Genomic DNA, 24,653 nt, shown 5'->3' with positions numbered 1-24,653 from the left:
GCATTATACGAAATATTGATTTGCTGAACGTATTACCGTTCGATGATGTATAAATGGGAGGTGCCTGCCATGACCGCTGTGATCTATGCCCGCTATTCATCGGATAACCAGCGCGAAGAATCCATCGAAGGTCAGATCCGGGAATGTACGGCTTATGCCGAAAAGAATGGCATCACCATCGTCAAGCACTATATCGACCGTGCCATCTCGGCCAAAACGGACAATCGCCCGGAGTTCCAGCAGATGATAAAAGACAGCGACAAAAAGCTGTTTGACATCGTGCTGGTCTGGAAACTCGACCGCTTTGCTCGGAACCGCTATGACAGTGCCCGGTACAAGACCCAGTTGAAGAAGAATGGTGTCAAGCTCATGTCTGCCACCGAGATCATCTCCGAGGGGCCGGAAGGCATCATTCTGGAATCGGTGCTGGAAGGTTATGCCGAGTACTATTCCGCTGATCTGTCTGAAAAGGTTATTCGTGGCATGACTGAAAACGCACTGAAGGGAAAGTTCACTGGCGGTGCCATTCCCTTTGGCTACATCATCAACGCAGACCACCGCTTTGAAATCGACCCGTTGACTGCTCCCTTTGTGGCAGAAACCTTCCAGCGGTACAACGATGGCCAGACCATGCGGGAAATTCGGGATTGGCTGAACGAAAAGGGCGTCAAGAACCAGCGTGGCGGGCTGATGACCTTCAACACCATTCAGCATATGCTGAACAATCGCCGCTACATCGGGGAGCTGAAATATCGTGATGTTTTGATTCCCGATGCGATTCCCTCCATTGTGTCTGCAGAGCTTTTCAACGATGTACAGGAAAAGATGTTGAAAAACAAGAAAGCCCCTGCCCGTAGAAAGGCAGAGGATGACTACCTGCTCACCACCAAGCTGTTCTGCGGCTACTGTGGTGCACTGATGTTTGGCGAAAGCGGTACGAGCCGGACGGGCGAAGTCCACCGCTATTATAAATGCGCTACTGCCAAAAAGCATAAAGGCTGCAAGAAGAAAACTGTCCGTAAACAGTGGCTGGAAGATCTTGTGGTCAACCAGACCATGCAGCTTGTCAAGGACGATGCCGCCATGGAATCCATCATCGCCAAGGTGATGGAACTGCAAAATAAGGAGAATACCAACATTCCCCTTTATGAAAAGCAGCTCCGGGATGCAGAATCCGGTATCCAGAATATGCTCAATGCGATTCAGGCCGGTATCCTGACCAGTTCCACCAAGGAGCGGCTGGAGCAGCTGGAAGAAACCAAGCGTGAGCTTGAAGCCCGCATTGCAGAAGAGAAGCTGGCAAAGCCCAAGGTCACGGAGGAGTTCATCCGGTTCTGGTTGCTCCGGTTCCGCAAGCTGGATATGCGCCTGAAAGACCAGCGGCAGGCACTGGTAGATACCTTCATCCACATTGAAGATTGTTTTCATGGCCGGCTGGTCGGCGGATACCATATTTCCCAAAAGTTCATTGGTTGGGAAAATATAGTCCAATCCCATGTCTACCTGCAAAGGAGTTTGTAATGCGCTTGGAATACTTACCACAGCCAGCACATCATACACTTTATTTGTACCATCAAGCTGTGTCACGCTAATTTGATCGCCCGGTTTATACAAGCAAAGAGAACCATCACCCATCATTCGCAATGGAGTTACATACACGCCGGTTCCGGCTTTCCACTGTTCCGTGTTTAGTTCACCGTCTAACACCTGTACATATTCTGCCGGAAAATCATCCAAGCCATATACATTCACACCATGTTCCTGTCGAACCCTATAATTTTCCAGTTCATTTGCAATATCACTGGAACAAGCAGAGAGTTCCTGTAATCGGGCGAGGTCGTTTTCAGAAAGCGGCTGTTTGGAAGTCCATAAGTAGATATTTCCTATATCTTCAAGACCATTCAAACTTTCTGCCTGGCTAATAAAATCTTGGCTTACATTCGCTGTGTTATATGGCGCATAATTGTTAATTACTGTTGTATCGGAAACTGTAAAATCTGTAAGGCTGAAATCAGCCACAAACTTATCAAAGTCAAAGGAGGTCACATAGGTATAAACGCTATTCAAGAGAACAATACTAAGGGCAAAAGACAAAGTAACGATCATTACTTTTTTCTTGTTTCGAGTCAGATTGTTCTTTGCCATCATCATTGTGCTGATATGCTTACTGCGCCGCTGCTTTTTCTTTCCACCAGTCTGTTCAATATAGTGCAGTGCCTCCATCGGAGAAACTTTAGCCGCCAATATCGCAGGTTTTTGACAGCTAATGAAAACTGTAATTGCGGAAAAGACAATCGCCACCAAAAAGATCAATGGATTTACCGTAGTAACGATCCTTATATCATCAGTTAGCATATTTACAATCGCAGGCAGCAACAACCGACCAATCGGCCATCCCAACAATAGTCCAATAGGAATACCCATAAGAGATAGCTTAATTGCTTTTCTATCAGCAATGTCAATTTTCACATACATTTCCCAACTTTCAACCGAAACCCGGATTTGACCGCCCTCCGGCGTATATTTCACCGCATTATCCAAAATGTTGAACAGCGCTTCACCTGTCCATTTTCTGTCATGAGAAACGATCAAGCTCTCCGGGCAGTCCACTTGAACATTAATCTGTTTTTTCTCGGCGTTCAGAAGGATATCTCCCAATGCGGCGGCAAGCGTGTCATAAAGCGGCTGGCTTTTCTTTTCCAGAGAAATGACACCTGTTTCCAGACGCGAGGTTTTAATCATAGCCTGCATGAGAAAATCCAGTTTATCAAGCTGGCTGGCCTGTGCTGTAAGAAACTCTTTTTGCTTTTGCACAGGGACTTCATTTTCAAGCAGGGTGCTGTTAATCATTTTCAAGTTCGCAATAGGGGTCTTGACCTGATGGGAAATATCGGAAATCAGTTCTTGCAAGTCAGCCCGCTCTTGTGCAATGCTGTTTTTGTTTTCCTGCATGACTTCATACAAACGGTTCAACCGATATTCAATTTTATAGAAAAGACTTTCTTCTTCCACAGTCTGTTTCGGCTGCATATTCCCGGACAACATATCATCCATCAAACTGCAAAAAGCATCGGAGAACATCGCCAATTTGCGGCGAACCAGCACCATAAAACAAATAGAGCAAAACAGCACAAAGATGCCGAACAATAGTACATACCAAACAGCGGTTATATCTTGGGTCAACGCATATAAAGCCACTGAAACCGTTACCATTGCCGCCAGCAGGAGAACAGCTAAAAAGATACAGGCTTTGTTGACGGAAAGTTTTCGCACATTCATTTCAGCGCCCCTCCGATCCACATATAGCCCATACCATATACCGTTTTGATGTACTGACGGTCGGGTGTTTCGATTTTGTTTCGTACCCGGCTGATAGCCGCAGTCAGAGCGTGTTCATCCACAAAATTTCCGTCTGCGTCCCACAGCTTTTCCAACAAGACTTGCCGTGTCAAAACAATCTGTGGATTTTTCATAAGGATTTTCAAAAGTCGATATTCCAGTGGTGTGAATGCAAGGGGCTTTCCTGATAGAGTAGCACTCATTTCTGAAAAATTGATAGTCAGTGTGCCATCCTCATAAGTATCACCACCATATTGTTTTGTCAGCCTACCCAGCACTACCGCCAATTTCTTTTGAAAGACGCTCATAGGGAAAGGCTTTGTCACATAATCCTCTGCGCCCAGTTCATACCCTTTGAGCATATCGCTTTCCATATCATTTGCGGTCAGAAAAATAATAGCGGTATCGGGGCGGCGTTCTTTTACCTCCCGACAGAAGTCAAAACCGTTCCCGTCCGGCAAATTTACATCCAGCACAATCAGGTCATAGTCCTGCTTCGTCAAGAAACTACTGGCCGCTGATTTTGTCAGTGCAGAATCAACCGCATAGCCCGCAGTATTCAAGTTATAGCATAAAGTATTATTCAAAAGTCGATCATCCTCGACTACTAAAATTCGCATGGTATAACACTCCTTCATTTTCAGTGTAGCGCCCAAATGTCACAGAAACCTCACGATGGAGTGATTTTCTCTGATAATTAAAACGGGAAACGTGCCTTTTCTCTTGCAAAGAACGGTCCAGCCTCATTATATATGGCTGCACTAATAATAGCAACGCAGAAGGATGAAATATAAAGTGTAATCAGAATAGCTTTTACAACATTCCATGTGTCGTCCATGAACTATAAAATGTATATGGGTGATGCAGAATGGCAAAAATTGAGGACTGTCCCGGCTTTGAAACGTTCGGAGCGGATGTCAAGGCAGCACGAAAGGCAAAACAACTTTCCCGCAGTGCGCTGGCTGACATGATACATTGTGACAGCCGCTATCTTGCGAACATCGAAAACGAAGGCACGCTGCCCAGCCTGCCGGTGGTGATTCAGCTGATAAAAATATGTGGTCTGCCCGTGGAGCGGTACTTCAACCCGGAACTCATGCGGGAAGAAAGTGCGGAACGTCAGCGGGTCAGCCACAAGCTGCAGCTTTGCCCGGAAAAATACTTACCCATCGTAGAAGGTGCCATTGACGGTGCGCTGCGAATCCATGAACAGAAAAAAGAGCCTGCGTGTGTCTGATTGCCACGCATGGTTATTGAGAGGATGCAAAAAGCGTCCTCTTATTTTTTTGCATTTTGCGGGCAAAACGGGGGTGTTGTGGTGTCATAGTAGTGGGGAAAGGTAACGTAGCAAGCATAGGGAGTGTAGCCACTCCCGGCAAAAATGCTTGCTGGGGAGTACCCCCAGACCCCCAAGAAACGAGGTGAAACTATGACGAACCGAACCCGAAAAATTGTTCTGCGTGTTCCCGTGACGCCGGAGGAACAGGAACTTATCCGGCAGAAGATGGCTCTGCTGCACACACGGAATTTTTCTGCCTACGCCCGGAAGATGCTGATAGATGGTTATGTTGTCCACATCGACACCACTGACATCCGGGCACAGACCGCCGAATTGCAGAAGATCGGTGTCAATGTCAATCAGATTGCACGGCGGCTGAACAGCATGGGGCCGCTGTACACACAAGATGTTGCGGACATCAAAGGAGCGCTGGCACAGATATGGCAGTTACAAAGATACATCCTATCAAGTCAACGCTGAAAAAGGCACTGGACTACATCGAGAATCCAGCCAAGACGGATGAAAAAATGCTGGTGTCCTCCTTTGCCTGCTCCTATGAAACCGCCGACATCGAATTTGAACTGCTGCTATCACAAGCCATGCAGAAAGGCAACAATCTGGCCCACCACCTGATACAGTCTTTTGCGCCGGGCGAAACCACGCCGGAGCGGGCCCACGAGATTGGCCGGCAGCTTGCAGATGAAGTCCTGCAAGGCAAATACCCGTATGTGCTGACCACGCACATTGACAAAGGGCACGTCCATAATCACATCATCTTCTGTGCTGTGGACATGGTGAATCAGCGAAAGTATGTTTCCAACCGGCAGAGTTATGCCTACATCCGGCGCATCAGCGACCGGCTGTGCAAGGAATACGGCCTATCCGTGGTAATGCCCGGTCAAGAACGGGGCAAGAGTTATGCCGAGTGGGACGCGCACCGCAAGGGCACGAGTTGGAAGGCAACGCTGAAAGCGGCCATAGATGCAGCCATCCCGCAGGCCAAGGATTTTGACGATTTTCTGCGGCTCCTGCAGGAGCAGGGCTACGAGGTCAAACGGGGTAAGTACGTTTCATTCCGCGCGCCCGGACAGGAGCGGTTCACCCGCTGCAAAACGCTGGGAGAAGCCTATACCGAGGAAGCCATCACCGAACGCATCAAAGGGCGGTTCGTGGAGCGGAAGCCCAAAGAAAACCGCAAAATTTCGCTGCGGATTGATTTGGAGAACAGCATCAAGGCCCAGCAGTCCGCAGGGTATGAGAAGCGGGCAAAACTCCACAATCTGAAACAGGCGGCCCGGACGCTGAACTTCCTGACCGAGCATGAAATCGAAAGCTACCCGGATTTGGAAAGCCGGGTGGCCGAGATCACCGCCGCCAGCACCGAAGCTGCCGCCGCATTGAAAGCAGCAGAGCGCCGACTTGCTGAAATGGCCGTGCTGATAAAGGATGTCACCACCTGTAAAGAACTGCGCCCACTGTTGCAGGAGTATCAGCGGGCTGCTGACAAAAAGCAGTTCCGACGTAAACATGAAGGAACCTTGATTCTCTATGAAGGAGCGGCGAAAGCTCTAAAAGAGCAGGGCTTTCAAAAGCTACCCGACCTCTACGCCCTGAAAAACGAGTATAAGCAACTGGCCGAGCAGAAAGACCAGATGCAGCGGCAGTACAATGATGCCAAACGCCAGATGCAGGAGTATGGCATCATAAAGCAGAATGTGGACGGCATTCTGCGGACAGCACCGGGAAAGGAGCAGATGCAGGAACGGTAAGCTGCGCAAGTTTTCCTTACAATCGGCTGACAGTTCAGACAATATCTGCTATAATTAAAACAATGATTCTTAAAAAAATCCTCAGTTGGAAAGGAGATTTTTCAAATGGACAGCAACCTCATTCCGTATCAGCCTGTAATCTCCGATATTAAAAATTTGATTGCCGCAGGCCAGAATGTTGCCTATAATGCAGCTAACCGCGCAATGATTATGACCTACTGGAACATTGGAAAGCGCATTGTTGAAGAGGAACAGAGCGGTGCCGAGCGTGCAGAGTATGGCAAACGGCTGATTTCGATTCTGTCTGATGAACTTACGAAAGAGTTTGGAAGCAATTATTCTGGTAGAAGTCTCCGATACTACCGAAAATTTTATTTGTGCTTTCCCGACTTTGAGATTTGGAACACGCGTGTTCCAAATCTCAACTGGTCACATTTTCGTGCGTTGTTACGTGTTTCTGACGAAGATGCCCGTGTTTGGTATATGAATGAAGCTGCCAATGAAAATTGGAGTGTTCGCACCCTTGACCGCAACATTGGCACACAGTATTATTATCGGTTGCTCCATTCTCCGAAAAAAGAAGCCGTCATTGCAGAAATGAAAGAGAAAACGGTAGCAGAACCCAAGCATCAGTTTGAACTTCTCAAAAGCCCCATTGTGGCAGAATTTTTAGGCTTTCGCACTGAAGATTCCTTTGCAGAGTCCGATTTGGAGTCTGCAATTCTTTCTCACATCCGGGACTTCCTCATGGAAATGGGAAAGGGATTTGCTTTCGTGGCCCGGCAGCAGCATATTGTGACCGATACGGAAGATTACTACATCGACCTTGTGTTTTACAACATCGAACTGAAATGCTATGTTCTGATTGACTTGAAGATGGGGACGATCACCCATCAAGATGTCGGCCAGATTGATATGTATGTTCGGATGTACGATGAACTCAAATGCAAAGAGGGTGACAACCCCACGATCGGCATTCTGCTGTGTGGCGAAACCAGCGAGGACATCGCGAGATACTCTGTCCTGCATGATAACGACCATCTGTTCATGTCGAAGTATTTGACTTACCTGCCGACCAAAGAACAGCTGCGGGCTGAGATCGAACGGCAGAAGAATATTTTCTATATGCAACATCCGAAATTAGATGATAAACAATAATGCTCATGAAAAACATTTAACTTTTATAGATATAGGAGGCAGTAATGAATGTTGAAAATTGTATAGAAGCACAATATCGTGAACTAATGGAGTGCAGTGAACCCAATGCAGAGTATGCGGACTTGTACAAAGCATTTACGCATCCGCATCTTCGAGAAATCCTTACAACTCTGCATCATGATTTGATTCTTCTTTTCAAAAGGATGAATGATCGTTTGCCTACAGGTGAGTGTGAAGCACACTTCTGGGCCGATGAGAGTCGAGAGCTTATCAGGCGTTTGGACATAATCAATGGACTTTTTGGGGCTCTTAAAGGAACTCCCCTTGCTTTCAATATCGATTCTTATTATGCCGATTTGTTTTTAAAATGTCGGGATTTTTTGCGTTCTAGCGGTGGTAGCGAGTTACCTCCCAATATGGCCAAAATAGACCTATATTATATGATTCCAATATTCACTCCCGTTTCAAGTGTTACCGTTTCTCATGAGCAACAGGAACTGACCTACCAATTAAAACTGGTTGGTGAGGGCTCTTATGCAAATGTTTTCAAATACAAAGATACTTTCTATAATAGATTTTTTATATTAAAGCGAGCAAAAAAGGGACTAGATTCAAAAGAGTTGGCGCGTTTTAGAAGAGAGTATGATGTAATGCGTACATTGTCCTCTCCGTATGTTGTTGAAGTTTATAACTATAACTCTGCCAAAAATGAGTATATTATGGAATATATGGATGATACATTAGATGGATATATTTCGAGCCATAATTCAACCTTAGACTGTAAGCAACGCAAGTCGATAGTTCGTCAAATATTACGAGCGTTTGAGTATATTCACTCAAAAGGTCAACTTCATAGAGATATAAGTCCGAAAAATATTTTAGTTAAACTTTATGAAGATACCATCGTTATCAAAATTGCAGATTTTGGACTAGTTAAAATCCCGAACAGTTCACTTACATCAGCAACTACAGAGCCTAAAGGCTATTTTAACGACCCAATTCTTGCGGTAGAAGGATTCAACACCTATAATATTGAACATGAAATATATGCATTGACACGGATTGTATATTTTGTTATGACAGGGAAAATGAATACTAATAATATAGTCAACCAGTCCCTGAAAAAATTCGTTGAAAAGGGATTGAATCCAGACCGCTCCAAGCGATTTAAAAATGTTTCTGAAATGCAAATTGAATTTGGCAATTTAACATAGAAACAGCCAGTCAATCATCATCGAATTATTATGATTCATATTCTTGTTTTGATATTCACACATTATTTCTCTATAATACAATTTATATCCTGTACGCTCTGCACGGGGGCGAATACGACAAGGCAACTCTACGGCGGGCACTGGAGCAGACAACAGAAAAGTGCGGCAGTGCTAAAATCTTAGCACAGTACCGGGAGATTATACAGGAAGTTCGGGATAGCGATACACTCCGCAAGCAGAGGAGCAAGTATAGCGGGGAATACGACTATGCGAAGGGTGTTTCTTTTGATGATACCTGCTATGCGATTCAAAAAATCATGGATGAACTATAAAAATTAATTTTAAAATCGTACAATATAGTTTTAGGAGGAATTGAAATGGAAAATCCAATTGTATATTCACCCGTAGATGCAGGAAAAATAATAAGTGATACCGCAGCAAATTTAATGAAAAGTGCTGCAACATCAGGTTGGGCGAAAGTAAAAAAATATTTTAAGGATTTTAGTGCAGAAGAATCAATTGAAATAGGAACTGCTTTTAATGACTATATCCGTGTCACACAAGAAAGAAATAGCAAAATCAAAACGTTAATTTATAGAAGAGTTCCCAAGGATATATACTCATTTTATGAATGTGTTGGGCTGAGGTTAGAGGGAAAGGTTATCAAAACAAGCAATGTTAGTGATGTGTTGAAAATTGGAAAGAAAATTCTTGTAACGGGAACGGGTGGCATAGGAAAATCAATTTTAATGAAGCACCTGTTCCTTAGCACGATAAAAGAAACAGAGTACATTCCGGTATTGCTTGAACTCAGAAAGTTTAACGGCATGGAAAATAAGGACATTTCAATATACCGTGCGGTTTATCAGACGCTATCGGATAATGGCTTTACATTAGCAGATGAATACTATAAATACAGCCTGGAGAAAGGAGGATATATCATTCTTTTAGATGGATTTGATGAAGTTAATCGTGATAAACTGAAAAAAGTTCAAGAGGAGATAAAAAGTTTTAGCGATAAATTTGAGAAAAACACATATATTATATCTTCGCGTCCCACAGAAATGTTTATTGGATGGAATGATTTTGTTGAAACGTCTGTTATGCCTCTTTCGAAAAAACAAGCATTAAGTCTCGTCAACAAAATTGAGTTTGATGAATCGGCCAAGAGAGCGTTTTATACAGAGTTAAGTAGGACACTTTATGATAAATATACGTCTTTTGCATCTAATCCACTTTTGCTAACGATAATGTTGCTGACATTTAGCAATCATGCTTCAATTCCAGAGAACTTAAACGAATTCTACGAGGAAGCCTTTACGACGCTCTTTAATATGCACGATGCGACAAAAGATTGCTATTTACGAGATATTCGAACTGGTTTAGGCTGTGAAGAATTTAAAACAGTATTTTCGTATATCTGTTTTAAATCATATTTCAGGGGACAGTTTGAATTTACGGAACACCAGTTGCGAGAACGAATTCAAGAAGCGCAAAGTAGATTTCCACTATATAAATTTACAATTGAAGATTTTCAGGAAGACCTCACATTGTCAGTATGCATGTTGGTAAAAGATGGATTGTCGTATCGTTTCTCTCATAGGTCTTTTCAAGAGTATTTTGCAGCATTATATACATGCAAATTGACAGATGATGTTCAATCCAAACTTCTAGCGACATGGTTTGATGAATCGATTTCTGTTGTAGGCGATGAATATATGTCGATGCTGTATAATTTACAACCGGACAAAGTAAATAAAATAGTTCTTTGTCCCGGATTGAAAAAATTGAAAGAACTTTATGATTCAATGGGATTTAGCGTAGAGTTGTTGAAAGAACTGTTTTCTGGTGTACACTTAAGAAGGCTATATAAGCTAGAAAACAGCAAAAGGGTAACGGACTACACAATCGATTTTGGTATTTCCAATCGATATTTGTGTAATATTCTGATGATAACATGTAAACTGAACCATTTTTTTAATCCAAATGCAGAAGGAATTAAAAAATCCAGAGAAATTGCAAGCACATGGGTGTCAGAAAGAGAAAAACAAGATCCCCAAAATCGATATCATATAGAGCCTATTGAATTTGATGATCTTATGATTTTCTTGGATAAGCACAATTTTACAGTAGCAGATTTTTTGGAAGCATGTAAATGGGTAGAAGCGCGGTTTATATTCAGCTTCAAAATATTGGAAAAATATGGTGAAAATTCTATATCTCGCAAGAAAAAAGTGTCATCTATTCTCGATGAATTATAATCAGAATATATAGGAAAAGAGCAGCAGAATCGCACATTTGACTAGTACGAGTTCTGCTGTTCTTTTTATATAACATGCTAAAATTAGGTGCTGTTGGTAAAATCAAACCTCTGCCCGTCAAAGTCGGCATCAGTCATGTGCTCCAACTTTGCAATGGTGCCATTTGCCAGCCGCCGCATTTCCGTGTCCATGTCCGGCAGGGCAGCCCGCATCCGTGCCATCGTCCGGCAACGGTCAGAAGTGTGGTACATACAGATCAAATTTTCTTCTTCAACGCTGAAATTCATGGTCAGACCTCCAATTCCTTTGTCTTTTTCCGTGGCGGCGTTTGCTTGCTCTGTTCCTTTTTTGCGGCATCCAACTGTGCCCGGATGGACGGCTTTTTCGGTTTGGCCGTTCGGGATTCTTTTGCTTTCGGCGCCTTTTCTTCGGCCTTGACTGCGGCGGCAAGGTCCGTCAGAGAAATTTGTTCTCCGGCCCTTGCTTTGGCCTCCAATTCGCCCAAAGAGGGTGCATTGTTCAGCACGCCATCAATCATATTTTCATTCTGTTCGATGGAAAGCTCTGCGGTGCGCAGCGGATTTTCTCGCAAGAACTCCGGCACCTGCTGGAAGCCCACACTGTCGCAGTAGTGGGCGGTGTCCTGCCCATTCTGGTGCAGCACCACCACATCCGAAACAGACAGCGAGTGTCCCTTGAAATCTGCCGGATCCTCGTCCTCGCCAAAATCGTATTCGTCCAGATCATCGTGCCCGGTAGTGTCGGCTTTCGATTTGCGGAACTTGAAATAATAGAGTCCTGCGCCGCCGCCCGCCAGAGCCAGCACCAGCAGGATCATCAGACTGCCCATGTTGGACTTGGGCTTTTCCTGCGGCGTTTCGGTGTCAGTTTTCACAGCTTCCGGGGCCGTGCAGTTGCGCAGACTCTTTTCACACAAGGGGCAGTTTTCGTTGACGTTCCCGGCCTCGCATTTCACAGTGCAGGTACAGACTTCGGCAGTCTGCGGTTCTTCATCCAGCAGGGCCAGCAAGTCGGCATCGTCCACTTGGTTCAGGAAGTGGACAGACGTTTCTTTGTCCTCATTGGCGCGGTCGATCAGAATGTAAAAATAATTCCCGGCTTTGGTGGTCACTGTGATAAGCTGCTTGTCGCCGTAAAAGTCATCCACCAGTGTTGCATTGCCCTTGGGCGTGATGGGCACACCCTCCGGCTCCATGCCGCCCGTGGTGGGTTCTTCTTCGATAATCTCCGGCAGAGGTTCCGGGGCAGGGTCAGAGCCGCTTGCAAAAGCGGGCATGGAGAACGAGCAGAGGCAGAGCAGGATGGCCAGCAGTCCGGCAGTGAAACGGTTCCAGTTATCAGGTTTCATCGGCGGCATCCTCCTGTTTGTGGTACGGGGTAACGGTGGGCGCAGCGTTCAGCGCACCGCTGCGCAGGAAGGCTGCAAACTCGTCCGGTGTCATATTCATGCTGCGCACCAGCTGAATGATCTGCAAATTTTCCTGTTCGGTCTTTTCAGCTTCCAGTTCTTTCAACTGCTGCTGGTATTCGCTGATTTTTTCTTTGAGCCGTTCAATATCGCGCTCAATGCGGGAAAGTCTTTTTGCCATACAAAATCCTTTCTGGCGTCACGGTAAACGCCCATAGCTGTAAAAATGTTCCTGCCAATATTTTGAGTTGAGGTTCGTGTAGGAGATAGGGTCGCCGCAGTGCAGCATGATGGAATTGCCTACATAGATACCGCAATGGCTCACGCCGGGGGTATCGTAGGTTCCCTTGAAAAACACAAGGTCGCCCGGTTTGACCTGTGCGGCCGAAACAGGAGTACAGAAGTTGTAAAGGCCCTGTGCGGTCTGACGGCCCACGTTCCAGCCGGAATGATTCAGAACCCACGAAATGTAGCCGCTGCAATCAAAGCTGGTGCTGGGCGAACTGCCGCCCCACACATACGGATAGCCGATGTACTTCGTGGCTTCCTCCATCATGGCGGCAAACCTATCATCCTTTAGTGCTTCCGGGGGAATATCGTAGTAGGTGGGCTGCTTGATGGTGGACGCATTGGGGTATTGCGCTTTGCCAAACAAATCCGGCCGGTTGCCCAGCGTGCGCATATAGAGCGAATAGGCACTAAGCTGTTCCTCGGTCAGCACTTCCACGGGCAGATGGGACAAATCTTTGTTCTTCAGCTTGACCGTGCAGATGTAGTATTCATACGGTTCTTGGTAGGTGATAACTTGCGGCACACCATACGGGCCAATAATGACCATCATTTTTGTACGGTAACGTATCTGCATGGTCACGGTCTCGGTCAGGATATATTGCTTTTCAAAGAGCATTTCGATTTCACCCTGCACCTCGGCCAATGTAAAAACGCCGTCATGGAGTGCGGACAAAATCGAGATCAGCACATAGGGGTCATGCTCGATTTCGTCCAGATAAAAGTGGTATTCATCGTAGTTGTGGGTGGCCTCGTAGGTGTCGAGATACCGTTGCAGTTTTTGTTCCAACTTGGCGTAGGCTTTCTCTGCGCCCAGCATATCCTTATCCTTGGAAAAATAAGAGGATGCTGTCACGCCGGTCCCGGCAGTGCCCGCCATCACGGTGCAGGACTGCAAACCCGTTATCAAGAGCAGAGCCAGCAGACCGAACACCGCCACGATCAGAATGGTTTTCCAGTTCTGGGCTGCAAATTCTGCCACCCGTTCGCCGCCCTCGGCTACCAGCTTCGTCACCCGGAAACCGTTCTCTGCGGTGGCGGCGGCACCCTGCGCGGCGGCTTGACCGGCCTGCCGTGCAGTCTTGGCATATTGCTGCTTTATACGCTGTTTCTGCCACATCCGGGAAATAGGATTGCTGGCAGACTGCGCAAGTTGCGGATTGTCCCGCAAAGATTTCTGATAGAAATACTCGGCATTAGCCGAACGCAATTCCCGTTCTGCCTTTTCCACGGCCTTGTAAGGCTTCATCTTGTGGTGCCGGATGCCGCTGCGGATGGCCTTGGCCGTCTGCCGCTCCACCAGTTCTTCTCCCTTGTGGCCGCCCTCTACACCCACATTTTCGTGTTCGACCTCGTGGATTTTTCCGTGAGTAAACAGCAATGCTTCCGACAGCGGCCGACTGGCCGGGTTTGGTTTCAAGCTGGGCTGGCCTTTGTCCTGCTGCTCAAAACGCAGGGTGGATTTTGCCTTGCCGCTGACAGCATCGTAGACTTTTCCCTTGACCGGGACGCGCTTTTTCGGCAGAGCGGCGCGGGCTGCATCCAGTTTGTCGGCTTTCGCTCCCGCCTTTTGGATATACGGCTGCAACGCCGGGTCTGCCCGTTCTTCCTCGGTCAGGTCCAAACGGGCAGCGGAACGGTGCAGGCCATCTTCGCTTTCGGCGGTGGCCGCTGTTTCTGCTGCTTTTTTCGCTTTCTTTTTATTTTTATGACCGTCCTTGATGTCCTCGGCCCGTTCCAGAATTTTTTCGGCCTTGCCCTCGGCATCCGTGGAGTAATCCTGTTCAGCTTCCCGGCTGGAAACATTCTCCACAGTACCATCAACCTGATTTTCCACCACCAGACCGTCACGGGTCATGGTCTGGGTGACTTTGGCTTTTGCCTGCAATTCTTTCAAGGTTCTTCACCTCCCATCGGACAGCGGCCCGTTTCAATGTCCGCAATGTATTTGAGAATCGGGAACACCTGCGGCGGCGAAACTGCATTGCCCAGTGTTTTCATCCGCTTGCTGCGGTTCGGCACCTCTTCGGTCAGGCGCGGGATGTCGGCGGGTTCTTCGGCCCAAAGGGAATGTCCGTCCATTTGCGCGGGAAACCCATCAGCCACTCTACCCAGTCCGGGTTGAGGTAGGGCCTTTCCAGCGTGGTGGGGGTCATGCGGTAGACCACATGAGAGAGCCGCGCCGTCCATGCTTTGCCATCCTTGTTCATCTTGCGATAGCTGCCGTTCGCAGAGATTTGGATGTCCAACCCCTTGCCCACATCCCCGGTGTCGCTGGCAAGGGGTGTGGGAAGCAGCGGAGCCGATGATAAATACCCGTTTCCGTTCGTGCCACGCGCCAACGGCAGCAGCAGGTAATACGAAAACCCGAACATCGTAACCTGCCTGCTCCAAGTCAATGAGCGTTTTGTCGAGCCCCATACGGAGGAAGCCAGCAACATTTTCTCCAAGCACCCAACGGGGCTGCAATTCCCGGATAACCCGCAGCATTTCGGGCCAGAGGTAGCGTTCATCGTGGAAGCCGCGCTGCCGCCCTGCGGTGGAGAACGGCTGGCACGGGAAGCCGCCTGAAATGAGGGTGACGGTGCGAAGTTCTGTTTTTTCAAAGAAAGCCTCCTTTGTTACTGTGGTGATGTCCTGAAAACGGGGCACCTCCGGCCAGTGGCTTGCCAGCACAGCGGCGGGGAAGGCTGCCCACTCGCATTGGCAGACCGAAGTAAAACCCGCTGCTTCTGCGGCAAGGTCGATGCCGCCGATGCCGGAAAACAAACTGAAATGAGTTAGGCTCATAGTTCCACCACCTCGCTGAGCCGGGTGGTCATGATTTTATAGAGCTGGGTGTTTTTCGGAATAGGATTGGAAAACGGCAGCACCACGTTCTCAAAAATCAGCAGTCCTTCGCCCGGTTCCGAATTGTCGATGTACTTCTGCTGGTCTGCGGAAAGGTTCAGCCGTTCCGAAAGGATTTTGCGGTCGCCGGATGCCTGATTCAGCAGCGTGATGAAGTCGCTGTTTTCCAGAATGTTCTCGATCTCCGGGGAAGAAAGAAGGTCCTTCACATTCTGGGTGGCGCCCGTGGGCACACCGCCCCATTTGCGGAAGCGTTTCCAGATTTCTGCGGAATAAGCAGCGGTCTGTTCTTCTTTCAAGAGCAAATGGAACTCGTCTGCAAAATACCATGTAGCCCTGCCTTGGCTGCGGTTCTGGGTGACGCGGCCCCATATCTGGTCTTGGATAATGAGCATCCCCAGTTTTTTTAACTGCTTGCCTAACTCTTTGATGTCAAAGGCCACAAGCCGGTTGTGGATGTCCACATTCGTTTTGTGGTTAAACACGTTCAGCGAGCCGGACACATCCACATAGTTGTACAGGTCGCACAGGTGTTCAAAGATGGCGGTCCTCGTTTCCGGCTGGGCCAGCTGATAGCTGATGTCCTCAAAGGCAATGCACTTGGAGAACGTGCGTCGGTCAATGCGGCACACACCGTCCGGGTAGATGGCCTCATACGGGATGGTGGCCTGTGCCGTGCGGGGCTTGCCGTCGCCCTTGTACTTGCGGATAACGGCATCAATTTCTTTTTTCTGGGCGCGGGTGAGCTTTTTGGGCTTTTCGGTTTCGCGGGGTATCGTTTTTCTGGACAATGGCCTTTACCTCCTGTTCCATTTGGTATTGCCGCACAAGGGCGGCGTAAGCATTGTTGGTCTGATAGGGCCTTTCCTTGGGACGGATAAAGCAGCACTGAATCATTTGCTGAATCACTACTTCAAGGGGCTGGCCGTGCCGCTCGAACAGAGCGAACAGCAGCCCCGGCAGCATGGCAAAAATCATCAGCAGGGCCGCTGCACTGTTGGAAAGATAGTTCCGGGCCAAAAAATAAAGCGGTCCGCCCGTGAGGAGCGCACCGCCGAAGCAGACCAGCTGCCGCTTGGTCAGCCCGAATAAGACTTTGGATTTTACATGGGTCAAATCTTTGGGAACAGTCACATACGCCATTCAAACGCTCCTTTCTCAATGGGCACCGAACACCGACTTGCTGATGCTGCCGGTCTTGAACAGACAAAAGCAGAGCAGCACGGTATAGCCCATGCAGCCCCAGATGGCCCCGGCAATGTCCGCTGCGCCTGAAATGTTGCGTATCAGCACCGCATAGATGCCAACGACAATCATAATCAGGAACGCTTGGAAACCCAGCGCCAGCAAAGACTTCAAGTAGTTCTGCCCGGTGCTGCGCCACTCGCTGCTGCCCATGGTCGCCAGCGGGATAGGCCCCAGTGCGGTCACAACATAAATCTCGATCATGCGGCCGTAGGTCACAAGGAAAATACAGATAGACAGGATGTTCATGGTCAGGCCCACCACAAGGGTCTGGAACCACAGGCTGAGCAGACTACCGATGGTCATGCTTTCTAGTTGAAATTCCAGTCCGGGTATCAGGCGGTCAAAGTGGATGGATGTTTCGCCGATGATCACGCCGGAACTTTGGTTAACAACGCTCTGGGTGGCATCGAACACGCCCATGACGATGTTCCATGTGTTGCTGACAATGAGGATGGCAAAAGCAGACTTGAAAATCCAGCGGAAGAACATGGAGGTGTCGAAGTCGTGCATATTGTTCTTTTCGGTAATCATCTGGATAAGCTCATGGCACATCACAAGGGCAAGGATGGCCGCTGCAATGGGCAGCACTACCGTTTCGGACAGACTGCGCAGCATATTGAAAATGCCGCTGTTCCATGCCTGCGGGGTAGAACCAACGTCCGAAGCGATTTCGCCCACCTTGGCGTTCACGTTATCGAACAGGCCGGAGAGGTTGCCCGTGATGCCATCTATCAAAATGCCTTTTATCCATTTCTCGATGATCTCACTAATCAAGCAAAGATACCTCCTTTCCCGCGCCCTCCCATATCGCCGGGAGAGCGCGGAGTAGGATTTTAAGTATTAGTCGTTCGGAAAATTGTGGGCAGCAATACAGGACTTAGCCCAGCAGCCCGGACAGCAGCGGGACAAGGGTCACGCCGATCAGGGCAACGCCGCCGCCCGCGACCAGCTGCTTCACGCCCTGGCTCTTGCTGCCGGGGTTATCCTGTCCATAACCCTCCAACAGGTTGATGCCGCCCCAGACACACAGGGCACCGCCCAGACCGACCACGATCGTCTGCAAAGTATCGACTGCGCTGTTGAAAAATTCCATAAGGTCCTCACTTTCTGCCGCTTGTTCTGCGGCACTCAAAAATTTTTTCAAAAAAATACCGCCTCATTCGGCGGTTGCATCTTCATCCGACAGGTCGATTTCGTACAGGTCAAAACTTTCGTCCTGTGCGACTACCTGCTGCCGTTTCCGGCGCAGGGTGGATAAGAACCTGTCCACATCAAAGGTGTTTTTCTTGTCCGCGTCCGCAAGGTATTTGTAGTGCGGGTGCTTGGTGATGTCGAACTTCTCCGAGAAGAACGGTCTCACGCCACGCAGTTGCAAGATGCACCTGCCGCCGTCCATGATTGCAATTTCGTCCTCTGACATCAACGCCTTTCCTAATTTTTGATAGTTCAGTCCGTGGGAGGTTTGAGAACCCCGGTTCTCGCTGGTGTTGAAACTGTCGATGGTCTCTTTCCCCAGCGCATCGGAGATCTCTTTGGCATTCTTGCCCCGCCCACTCAAAAAGAGAACAGAATCGCAGTTGTCTGAAATGATTTCGGCCGCATCTTTGTAGATGGCTTTCAGCTGCGACTGGCTCTGCAAAATGATGGATGCCGAGATTTCCCGGCTGCGGATGGTGGCGATCAGCTTGTCGAAGTTGGGAATCTGCCCGATGTTGGCGAACTCGTCCAGAATCAGCCGTACATGGACAGGCAGCCGACCACCGTATTTATCATCCGCACGGTCACACAGCAGATTGATAAGCTGGCTTTGGAGCATGGCGAGAATGAAGTTGAACGTGGTGTCCGTGTCGCTCATAATCAAAAACAGCACGGTCTTTTCATCCCCAATGGTGTCCAGTTCCATTTCATCGTCCTCCATCAGCTCCCGCACCTCCCGGATGTCAAATGGGGCTAAACGGGCACCGCAGCTTATCAGGATGGAGGAACGGGTCTTGCCCGCCGACAGCAAAAACTTTTTGTACTGCCGGACGGCGAAGTGATCCGGGTCTTTCTGTTCCAGCCGTTCAAACATGAGGTCCACCGGGCTTTGAAACTCCGGGTCGTCCTCGCGGGCTTCACTGGCATTTATCATTTCCAGCAGGGTGGTGAAGTTCATTTCTTTTGCCGGGGCCTCGTACCAGATGTAGCCAATCAGAGCCGTGTAGAACAGCCGTTCCGACTTCACCCAAAAATCTTCCGCCGATTTTTCACCTTCGCCCTTGGTGTTGGCAATCAGGGTGTTCACCAGCTTCAGCACATCCTTTTCCGAGTGGATGTAAACAAACGGGTTGTACTTCATGGACTTGGAAAAGTTTATCGTGTTCAGGATTTTTACACGATAGCCTGCCCGCTGGAACATTTGGCCTGTTTCGAGAACCAGTGTGCCTTTCGGGTCTGTGACCACGAATGAGGTGGGATAGTCGGAAGTGGGAAAGCATTGCATGAGGTTGGGCTTGACGTAAAACCGCGTCTTGCCACTGCCGGAGCCGCCGATTACCAGCACATTCTTGTTCCGGGCCGTCTTGGGGTCTTTGGGCCGCCCGGTCATGGTCAGGCGTTCGGTCTGGGTCAGCAGGATGTTGTTTTCAAACTTGGGGTCGATGTACGGGGCAATGTCTTTGGCGGTGCCCCACCGGGCAGAACCGTATTCCTCACCCTTGCGGTACTTCTTGGCGTTCTTGCCCTTGCTGTACACGATGAGCCGGACAGCCACCGCCCCGGCAAGGCCTACGCAGAGGTCAAACGGATGCAGGCTGGGCAGCGGGTTTGCAAAGGCAGCAGAGATGCCGTTCGTCAGGTGGAGTAGCTTTGCCGAAGCATCCGCGCCCGCAGCCAGACGGTACGCCTGCCCGCATTTGGCGAACAGGTACACGAACAGCAGATACGGCAGATTCAGCAACAGCAGCTTTTTCAGTTCAGGCTTCATCGTTCCAACCCCCTTTGCTTGATTTTTTCCTTCGCACGTTTCGGCTGCTGGGCCGCTTTCTGCTTGGCTGCGGTCAGCACTTTGCGGATGGAGGGCCGTTGCTCCTTGGAGAGCGTTTTGGCCGTGAACTCCCGGAACGCCTGTTCCAAATTGTCCGCATCCTTGGCCTTGAAGATCACGATGTAATGGGGCGGCTGGGTGGTTTTATCCTTGCGTAAGGTAAAGTCCACGCCGTACTTCTTGGCGCAGGGCTTAAACGCCCCGATGTTCGCCTCCGTGACTTCAATGTTGGTCAGGGATGCACCGTGGGCTTTCAGCTGTTTCAGGCTTTGCTTGCCGTGATGCAGTTTTGGCCCCTTGACCCGGTGCTGTAAATATTTTTTCAGCGCGGCTTGCAACGCTTGGGTGGTGAGCTTGCCCGTTTTCATGGACAGGGCAATGATTTTCTGGGTGACTTCTTCCTGCATTCAGCATCCCTCCTTGGGAAGTAGTCGGAAAAGCGGCGGCTAGGGTGGAACCACCAGTCGCCGCAGGTAAATGGTTCTCATGGGTAGACGCTCCTTTCGGTCAGGTGTTGGGCGGACGGCCCCAATCGGGCTGCGCCATATCGTGCGCCACAAGGGACGCATAGTAGCTGTTGATGGTGCTGGGGGCGTTGAACAGCATGGCCCGCAGGTATTGCTTGATGTTGCGGACTTTGGTGGTGTTGTCTCGCAGGCAGTCCATGACGAACTCGATGTGATGGCTGTCCAGCTTCAAGAATTTCGCCTTGACCAACTCTGCCGGGTAATCGTCCCCGGCCACCCGGATGGACTTGCGGGAAGTGCAGACCGTTTCCAGCAGGATGTCCACGATCTCGTCCAGCTGTTCCCGGTCTATCCGGGGGTTCTGGGTGAGGGTGTCATACTCGATGTTCTCCAAAATCAGGTCCCGGTAGATTTGATAGGCCGCTTCCTTTCGGCTTCCGGTTCGCTCCGGCGGCGGTGCCGCTGTCTCGTCCTCGTCCAAAGGCAAGGGGGTTGGGGAATGGATAGGAATGGAATCGGTATTTAATCCCTCTTTCTTTTGTTTTTCTGTAATTAGTTTATCTTTATTTAATTGCATTGGATTTTCCAACGTAGGGTTTTCCTGCGTGGGATTCTCCAACGTTGGATTTTCCAATGTAGGTGAAACCGATGCAGGAACGGGCTGCGGCAGCTCGAAGATCACATAGTCTGCACCGCGCAGCCGTCCTTTCTCGTCCCGTTCTCTGGAACGCTGGATGTAGCCTGCCTGTTCCAGTTCCCGGATAGCCTGCCGTATCGCGTCTATGCTTTCCCGGTTGATACGGGCCAGCCCTTGCAGGGTGTAGTCCCAATCTTCCGGCAGGGAGAGCATTTGGGAGAGTAAGCCCTTGGCTTTCAGGGACAAGGCCCGGTTCCGCAGGTGGTGGTTTGACATGACCGTGTAGCCGCTGTTCTTTTCTACACGAAAAACTGCCATTTCACGGATACCTCCTTTCGTTGTAAACAAAAAAGCAGCGTTCATTTGCTCCCGGTGATGGGAGAAGTGAACGCTGCGCGTACTTGATAATTTTTAGGTTGTGTAGTATATAAAAGGCAACTGTTTTTTCAATACAGCTGCCCATCGGGGTGCGATACAAGCAAGTTGCTATCCGATGACCTCAAAAACAAATTGTACTACGATTGTTTTCAAAAAGTTCTGTATCACTACTCGCACCAAGAAAAACCAGTACACAATGTGTACTGGTTTTTCTTGGTGCGGAAGAGGACTTAAACAGGGCGGCGGCGCGCAGCGCCGTAAGCAATCAGCCCGGTGGGCTGTTGCTTAGCCCGCGGTTCCCAACCTGTAGGAATGTCTATCGGGAGGCCTGCCGCTAAAATAGAAAATCCGAACCTTTTCTCGATAGGAGAAGGGTTCGGATTTTTTGTATTCTTCGGAAAATTGAACGAATGCAGTAAAGGTTATCCCATGGTCACCTGCACCTCTACCACAGCACCTTCTGGTGCCAGCGGCAGCAGGCTGCCCTCAATGGGCTTGCCATCCACAGCGACGCTCTTCACACCGTACTGGACTGCAGCGGTATTATCCACTGCAATGTGATAGGTTGCGCCCCGGTAGCGGCGGGTAACGGTGAAGCCGCCCAGCGTGTGTGGGATACAGGGGTCTACCTTCAGGCCGTCCAGCGTGGGCTGGATGCCAAGGATATACTGGCTCACATTGAAGAAGGTCCATGCGGCAGTGCCGGTCAGCCAGCTGTTCTTTGCTTCGCCAAATGTGGGGGCATCCTTACCGGCCACCATCTGGCTGTAAACATAGGGTTCGGTGCGGTGGATCTCGGAAATATCCTCGATGTAGGCCGGGCATGTCTTGCGGTACACCTCAAAGGCCCGGTCGCCATGCCCCAGAACGGCTTCGGCACAGCTGATCCACGGATTGTTGTGGCAGAAGATACCGGCGTTCTCCTTGTATCCCGGAGGATAGCTGGAAATTTCGCCCAGATTGAGCTGATAACTGGTGTATGCAGGTTGGTGCAGAACCACACCGTACTTGGTATCCAGCCGTTCCTCTACGCTCTTCAATGCCTGCGCGGCCTGACCGGTCTCCTTGCCAATGCCAGCCATGACGCACATGCCCTGCGGCTCAATGAAGATCTGTCCCTCGGTGCACTCCTTGCTGCCAACAGGCTTGCCAAAAGCATCGTAGGCGCGGCGGAACCATGCGCCGTCCCAGCCAGAGGTCAGGGCCGCCTGTTCCACGCCGTCCACGGCCTTGCGGGCCGCAGCGGCTTCATCGGCAAGGTTCAGGTGGTCGCACAGTTCGGCGTACTCGTGGCCGTACTTGACGAACATGCCCGCAATGAACACGCTTTCGGCCACAGGGCCTTCGCTGGGACCGGTAATCTGAAAGCTCTCGCCCGGGTGCTCCGAGAAACAGTTCAGGTTCAGGCAGTCGTTCCAGTCGGCGCGGCCAATGAGCGGCAGGCCGTGGGGGCCAAGGTGGGTGACGGTAAAGTTGAAGCTGCGGCGCAGATGCTCCATCAGGCTCTGTGCCTTGCTGGCATCATTATCAAAGGGCACCTGCTCGTCCAGAATAGACCAGTCGCCGGTCTCGCGCAGATAGGCGGCAGTGCCGGCAATGAGCCACAGCGGGTCATCGTTGAAGCCGGTGCCGATATCGCGGTTGCCTTTCTTGGTCAGGGGCTGGTACTGGTGGTAGGCGCTGCCATCCTCAAACTGGGTGGCGGCGATATCCAGAATGCGCTCCCGTGCGCGGGACGGAATGATGTGTACAAAGCCCAGCAGATCCTGACAGCTGTCGCGGAAGCCCATGCCGCGGCCGGTCCCGCTTTCAAAGTAGCTGGCCGAGCGGCTCATATTGAAGGTGACCATACACTGATACTGGTGCCAGATGTTCACCATACGGTCCAGCTTTTCCTCGCCGGATTCCAGATGGTAGGTGGAGAGCAGAGCTTCCCAGTGGTCGGCCAGCGCCTTGCGGGCCGCGTCCACCTGTGCATCGGTGGCATAGCGTGCGATCATGGCATGGGCACGCTCCTTGTTGATAACACCGGGAGCCGTGAACTTTTCTTCCTGTGGGTTCTCGATGTAGCCCAGACCGAAGAGGATCTTCTTTTCCTCGCCCGGTGCAAGGGTGACATGGATGTGCAGCGCGCCCACCGGTGCCCAGCCGTGGGCAATGCTGCCGGAGCAGTGCCCGGCGCGGACGGCCTGCGGGTCTGCAGGGCCGCCATACACACCGCAGAAGGCATCGCGGGTGGTATCAAAGCTGGTAACGGGCGTATTGCTCCAGAATACCGCATAGTGATTGCGGCGCTCACGGTATTCCGTCTTATGGTAGATGATGGCCGGCTCCACCTCCACCTCGCCGGTGGAGAAGTTGCGCTGGAAGTTGGAGCTGTCGTCAATGGCATCCCACAGGCAGAACTCCACATAGCTGAACACATCCAGCTCTTTTACGGCATCCGTCTTATTTTTCAAAGTCAGGCGGTCCAGCTCACAGGCATCGCCGGTGGGCACGAACAGCTCCTGCGCAGCGGAAACACCGTTCTTCTCACCCTCCAGAATGGTATAGCCCAGACCGTGGCGGCAGGCGTAGCTGTCCAGCTCTGTCTTGGTGGGCTGCCAGCCGGGGTTCCAGACGGTATCGCCATCCTTGATGTAAATGTGGTGGCCGTCCATATCCAGCGGGGAGCTGTTATAGCGGTAGCGGGTCAGGCGGCGCATCCGCGCATCGCGGTAAAAGCTGTAGCCGCCCGCCGTATTTGAGACAAGACTGAAGAAATCCTCGCTGCCAAGGTAGTTGATCCAGGGCAGGGGCGTTTGCGGGGTGGTGATGACATATTCTTTGCGTGCGTCATCAAAATGGCCGAATTTCATAAATGCTTCCTCCTTATCAGCTGCCGGCAGCCCCGGCGGCATCGCTTTTGCGAAAACGATTAAGTCAGACGATCAAAGCATTCTCTTTGCTTCTAGCATAGCCCAAGCAGGCCAAAAAAGCAAGAGGATTTTCTAAAAAAATTCTGAAAGTATCTTTCATAAATACGTATGTTTTCATGATTTTCAGAAAATTTATTTCAAGCACGCTTTTTGTGCTTCCTGTAAGCGAAAACGCTGAAACACAATTTATAGGTAATATTATATACGGCGAAAATCGTAACGAAACCGCAACGAAAATCTTTTGATTTTAACCGAAATGTAACGAAACCCATCCAAGATGCACAATTTCGGTTCTTCAGAAACGAACAAAACGCCAAAATTGAGCCAAAAGCAATGAAAGTTATTCTTTTGAGCTTGATTTTTCGTACAAAATACGCTATCATGAAATTGCGA

General features: G+C 49.7%; 20 protein-coding genes and 3 pseudogenes. 8 read left to right on the top strand and 15 right to left on the bottom strand.

The genetic code is table 11. The annotated features are described in order from the left end of the window. Positions 1 to 69 precede the first annotated feature (69 nt). Entirely contained in the window at positions 70 to 1,521 is a 1,452-nt protein-coding gene (locus tag WMO17_RS07385; RefSeq protein WP_412375939.1) for a recombinase family protein, read from the top strand. 1,089 nt (positions 1,522 to 2,610) lie between these two features. Beyond that, positions 2,611 to 3,150 carry a hypothetical protein gene (locus WMO17_RS13205; RefSeq protein WP_435387697.1) on the top strand — a complete coding sequence of 180 codons (540 nt, stop codon included), beginning with the start codon at positions 2,611 to 2,613 and terminating at the stop codon, positions 3,148 to 3,150. A 125-nt stretch (positions 3,151 to 3,275) separates the two neighbouring features. On the opposite strand, the gene WMO17_RS07375 is transcribed toward WMO17_RS13205, so the two are convergent. Continuing rightward, positions 3,276 to 3,959 (bottom strand): response regulator transcription factor, encoded by a 684-nt coding sequence (locus WMO17_RS07375; RefSeq protein ID WP_270579811.1) that lies wholly within the window; start codon positions 3,957 to 3,959, stop codon positions 3,276 to 3,278. A gap of 248 nt (positions 3,960 to 4,207) precedes the next feature. Between WMO17_RS07375 and WMO17_RS07370 the strand changes: the two genes are divergently transcribed. The 6 genes from WMO17_RS07370 to WMO17_RS07345 all read left to right on the top strand — a co-directional run bounded on the left by WMO17_RS07370 (position 4,208) and on the right by WMO17_RS07345 (position 11,020). Next, positions 4,208 to 4,576, top strand: coding sequence for a helix-turn-helix transcriptional regulator (locus WMO17_RS07370; RefSeq protein WP_349137802.1), 369 nt, complete (start codon positions 4,208 to 4,210; stop codon positions 4,574 to 4,576). 192 nt (positions 4,577 to 4,768) lie between these two features. After that, positions 4,769 to 5,098 (top strand): plasmid mobilization protein, encoded by a 330-nt coding sequence (locus tag WMO17_RS07365; protein WP_015536573.1) that lies wholly within the window; start codon positions 4,769 to 4,771, stop codon positions 5,096 to 5,098. Continuing rightward, positions 5,059 to 6,387 carry a relaxase/mobilization nuclease domain-containing protein gene (locus WMO17_RS07360; RefSeq protein ID WP_349137801.1) on the top strand — a complete coding sequence of 443 codons (1,329 nt, stop codon included), beginning with the start codon at positions 5,059 to 5,061 and terminating at the stop codon, positions 6,385 to 6,387. Before WMO17_RS07365 ends, WMO17_RS07360 begins: the two co-directional genes overlap by 40 nt. Positions 6,388 to 6,492: 105 nt before the next feature. Continuing rightward, positions 6,493 to 7,545, top strand: coding sequence for a PDDEXK nuclease domain-containing protein (locus tag WMO17_RS07355; RefSeq protein WP_349137800.1), 1,053 nt, complete (start codon positions 6,493 to 6,495; stop codon positions 7,543 to 7,545). A gap of 44 nt (positions 7,546 to 7,589) precedes the next feature. Beyond that, a complete protein-coding gene (locus WMO17_RS07350) occupies positions 7,590 to 8,759 on the top strand; it encodes a protein kinase family protein (protein ID WP_154277752.1) in 1,170 nt (389 codons plus the stop codon). Positions 8,760 to 9,136: 377 nt separating this feature from the next. Further along, positions 9,137 to 11,020 (top strand): NACHT domain-containing protein, encoded by a 1,884-nt coding sequence (locus WMO17_RS07345; RefSeq protein WP_349137799.1) that lies wholly within the window; start codon positions 9,137 to 9,139, stop codon positions 11,018 to 11,020. An 83-nt stretch (positions 11,021 to 11,103) separates the two neighbouring features. On the opposite strand, the gene WMO17_RS07340 is transcribed toward WMO17_RS07345, so the two are convergent. The 14 genes and pseudogenes from WMO17_RS07340 to WMO17_RS07275 all read right to left on the bottom strand — a co-directional run bounded on the left by WMO17_RS07340 (position 11,104) and on the right by WMO17_RS07275 (position 24,200). Further along, on the bottom strand, positions 11,104 to 11,307 hold the full coding sequence (locus tag WMO17_RS07340) for a transposon-transfer assisting family protein (RefSeq protein ID WP_349137798.1): 204 nt from the start codon (positions 11,305 to 11,307) through the stop codon (positions 11,104 to 11,106). 2 nt (positions 11,308 to 11,309) lie between these two features. Continuing rightward, positions 11,310 to 11,729: pseudogene (locus tag WMO17_RS07335) on the bottom strand (DUF4316 domain-containing protein); the annotation flags it as partial. A gap of 66 nt (positions 11,730 to 11,795) precedes the next feature. Next, positions 11,796 to 12,236: pseudogene (locus WMO17_RS13200) on the bottom strand (DUF4366 domain-containing protein); the annotation flags it as partial. A gap of 142 nt (positions 12,237 to 12,378) precedes the next feature. Next, positions 12,379 to 12,630 carry a DUF4315 family protein gene (locus WMO17_RS07325; protein ID WP_112115227.1) on the bottom strand — a complete coding sequence of 84 codons (252 nt, stop codon included), beginning with the start codon at positions 12,628 to 12,630 and terminating at the stop codon, positions 12,379 to 12,381. Between the two features lie 18 nt (positions 12,631 to 12,648). After that, complete coding sequence (locus tag WMO17_RS07320) at positions 12,649 to 14,634, bottom strand: C40 family peptidase (RefSeq protein ID WP_349137797.1); 1,986 nt, start codon at positions 14,632 to 14,634, stop codon at positions 12,649 to 12,651. Beyond that, complete coding sequence (locus WMO17_RS07315) at positions 14,631 to 15,527, bottom strand: DNA cytosine methyltransferase (RefSeq protein WP_349137796.1); 897 nt, start codon at positions 15,525 to 15,527, stop codon at positions 14,631 to 14,633. The genes WMO17_RS07320 and WMO17_RS07315 overlap by 4 nt, the downstream gene beginning before the upstream one ends. Then, a pseudogene (locus WMO17_RS07310) lies at positions 15,524 to 16,111 on the bottom strand (TraG/VirB4 family ATPase); the annotation flags it as partial. The gene WMO17_RS07315 and the pseudogene WMO17_RS07310, both read right to left, overlap by 4 nt. Positions 16,112 to 16,304: 193 nt before the next feature. Next, a complete protein-coding gene (locus tag WMO17_RS07305) occupies positions 16,305 to 16,730 on the bottom strand; it encodes a PrgI family protein (RefSeq protein WP_008982752.1) in 426 nt (141 codons plus the stop codon). Between the two features lie 15 nt (positions 16,731 to 16,745). Next, complete coding sequence (locus WMO17_RS07300) at positions 16,746 to 17,609, bottom strand: VirB6/TrbL-like conjugal transfer protein, CD1112 family (protein WP_005927770.1); 864 nt, start codon at positions 17,607 to 17,609, stop codon at positions 16,746 to 16,748. A 103-nt stretch (positions 17,610 to 17,712) separates the two neighbouring features. Beyond that, on the bottom strand, positions 17,713 to 17,928 hold the full coding sequence (locus WMO17_RS07295) for a Maff2 family mobile element protein (RefSeq protein WP_005922889.1): 216 nt from the start codon (positions 17,926 to 17,928) through the stop codon (positions 17,713 to 17,715). Between the two features lie 63 nt (positions 17,929 to 17,991). Next, complete coding sequence (locus WMO17_RS07290) at positions 17,992 to 19,800, bottom strand: VirD4-like conjugal transfer protein, CD1115 family (RefSeq protein ID WP_349137795.1); 1,809 nt, start codon at positions 19,798 to 19,800, stop codon at positions 17,992 to 17,994. Further along, entirely contained in the window at positions 19,797 to 20,267 is a 471-nt protein-coding gene (locus WMO17_RS07285; protein ID WP_349137794.1) for a PcfB family protein, read from the bottom strand. Before WMO17_RS07285 ends, WMO17_RS07290 begins: the two co-directional genes overlap by 4 nt. A 100-nt stretch (positions 20,268 to 20,367) precedes the next feature. Next, positions 20,368 to 21,282, bottom strand: a complete 915-nt coding sequence (locus WMO17_RS07280) for a DUF6017 domain-containing protein (RefSeq protein ID WP_349137793.1) — start codon at positions 21,280 to 21,282, stop codon at positions 20,368 to 20,370. A gap of 482 nt (positions 21,283 to 21,764) precedes the next feature. Further along, entirely contained in the window at positions 21,765 to 24,200 is a 2,436-nt protein-coding gene (locus WMO17_RS07275; protein WP_349137792.1) for a glycoside hydrolase family 94 protein, read from the bottom strand. Between the last annotated feature and the right edge of the window lie 453 nt (positions 24,201 to 24,653).

It is taken from the genome of Faecalibacterium faecis, from assembly GCF_040096475.1.
GTDB lineage: Bacteria > Bacillota > Clostridia > Oscillospirales > Ruminococcaceae > Faecalibacterium > Faecalibacterium taiwanense.
The sequence above is the reverse complement of the archived record's forward strand: the minus strand, read 5'-3'. Positions and strand labels throughout refer to the sequence as shown.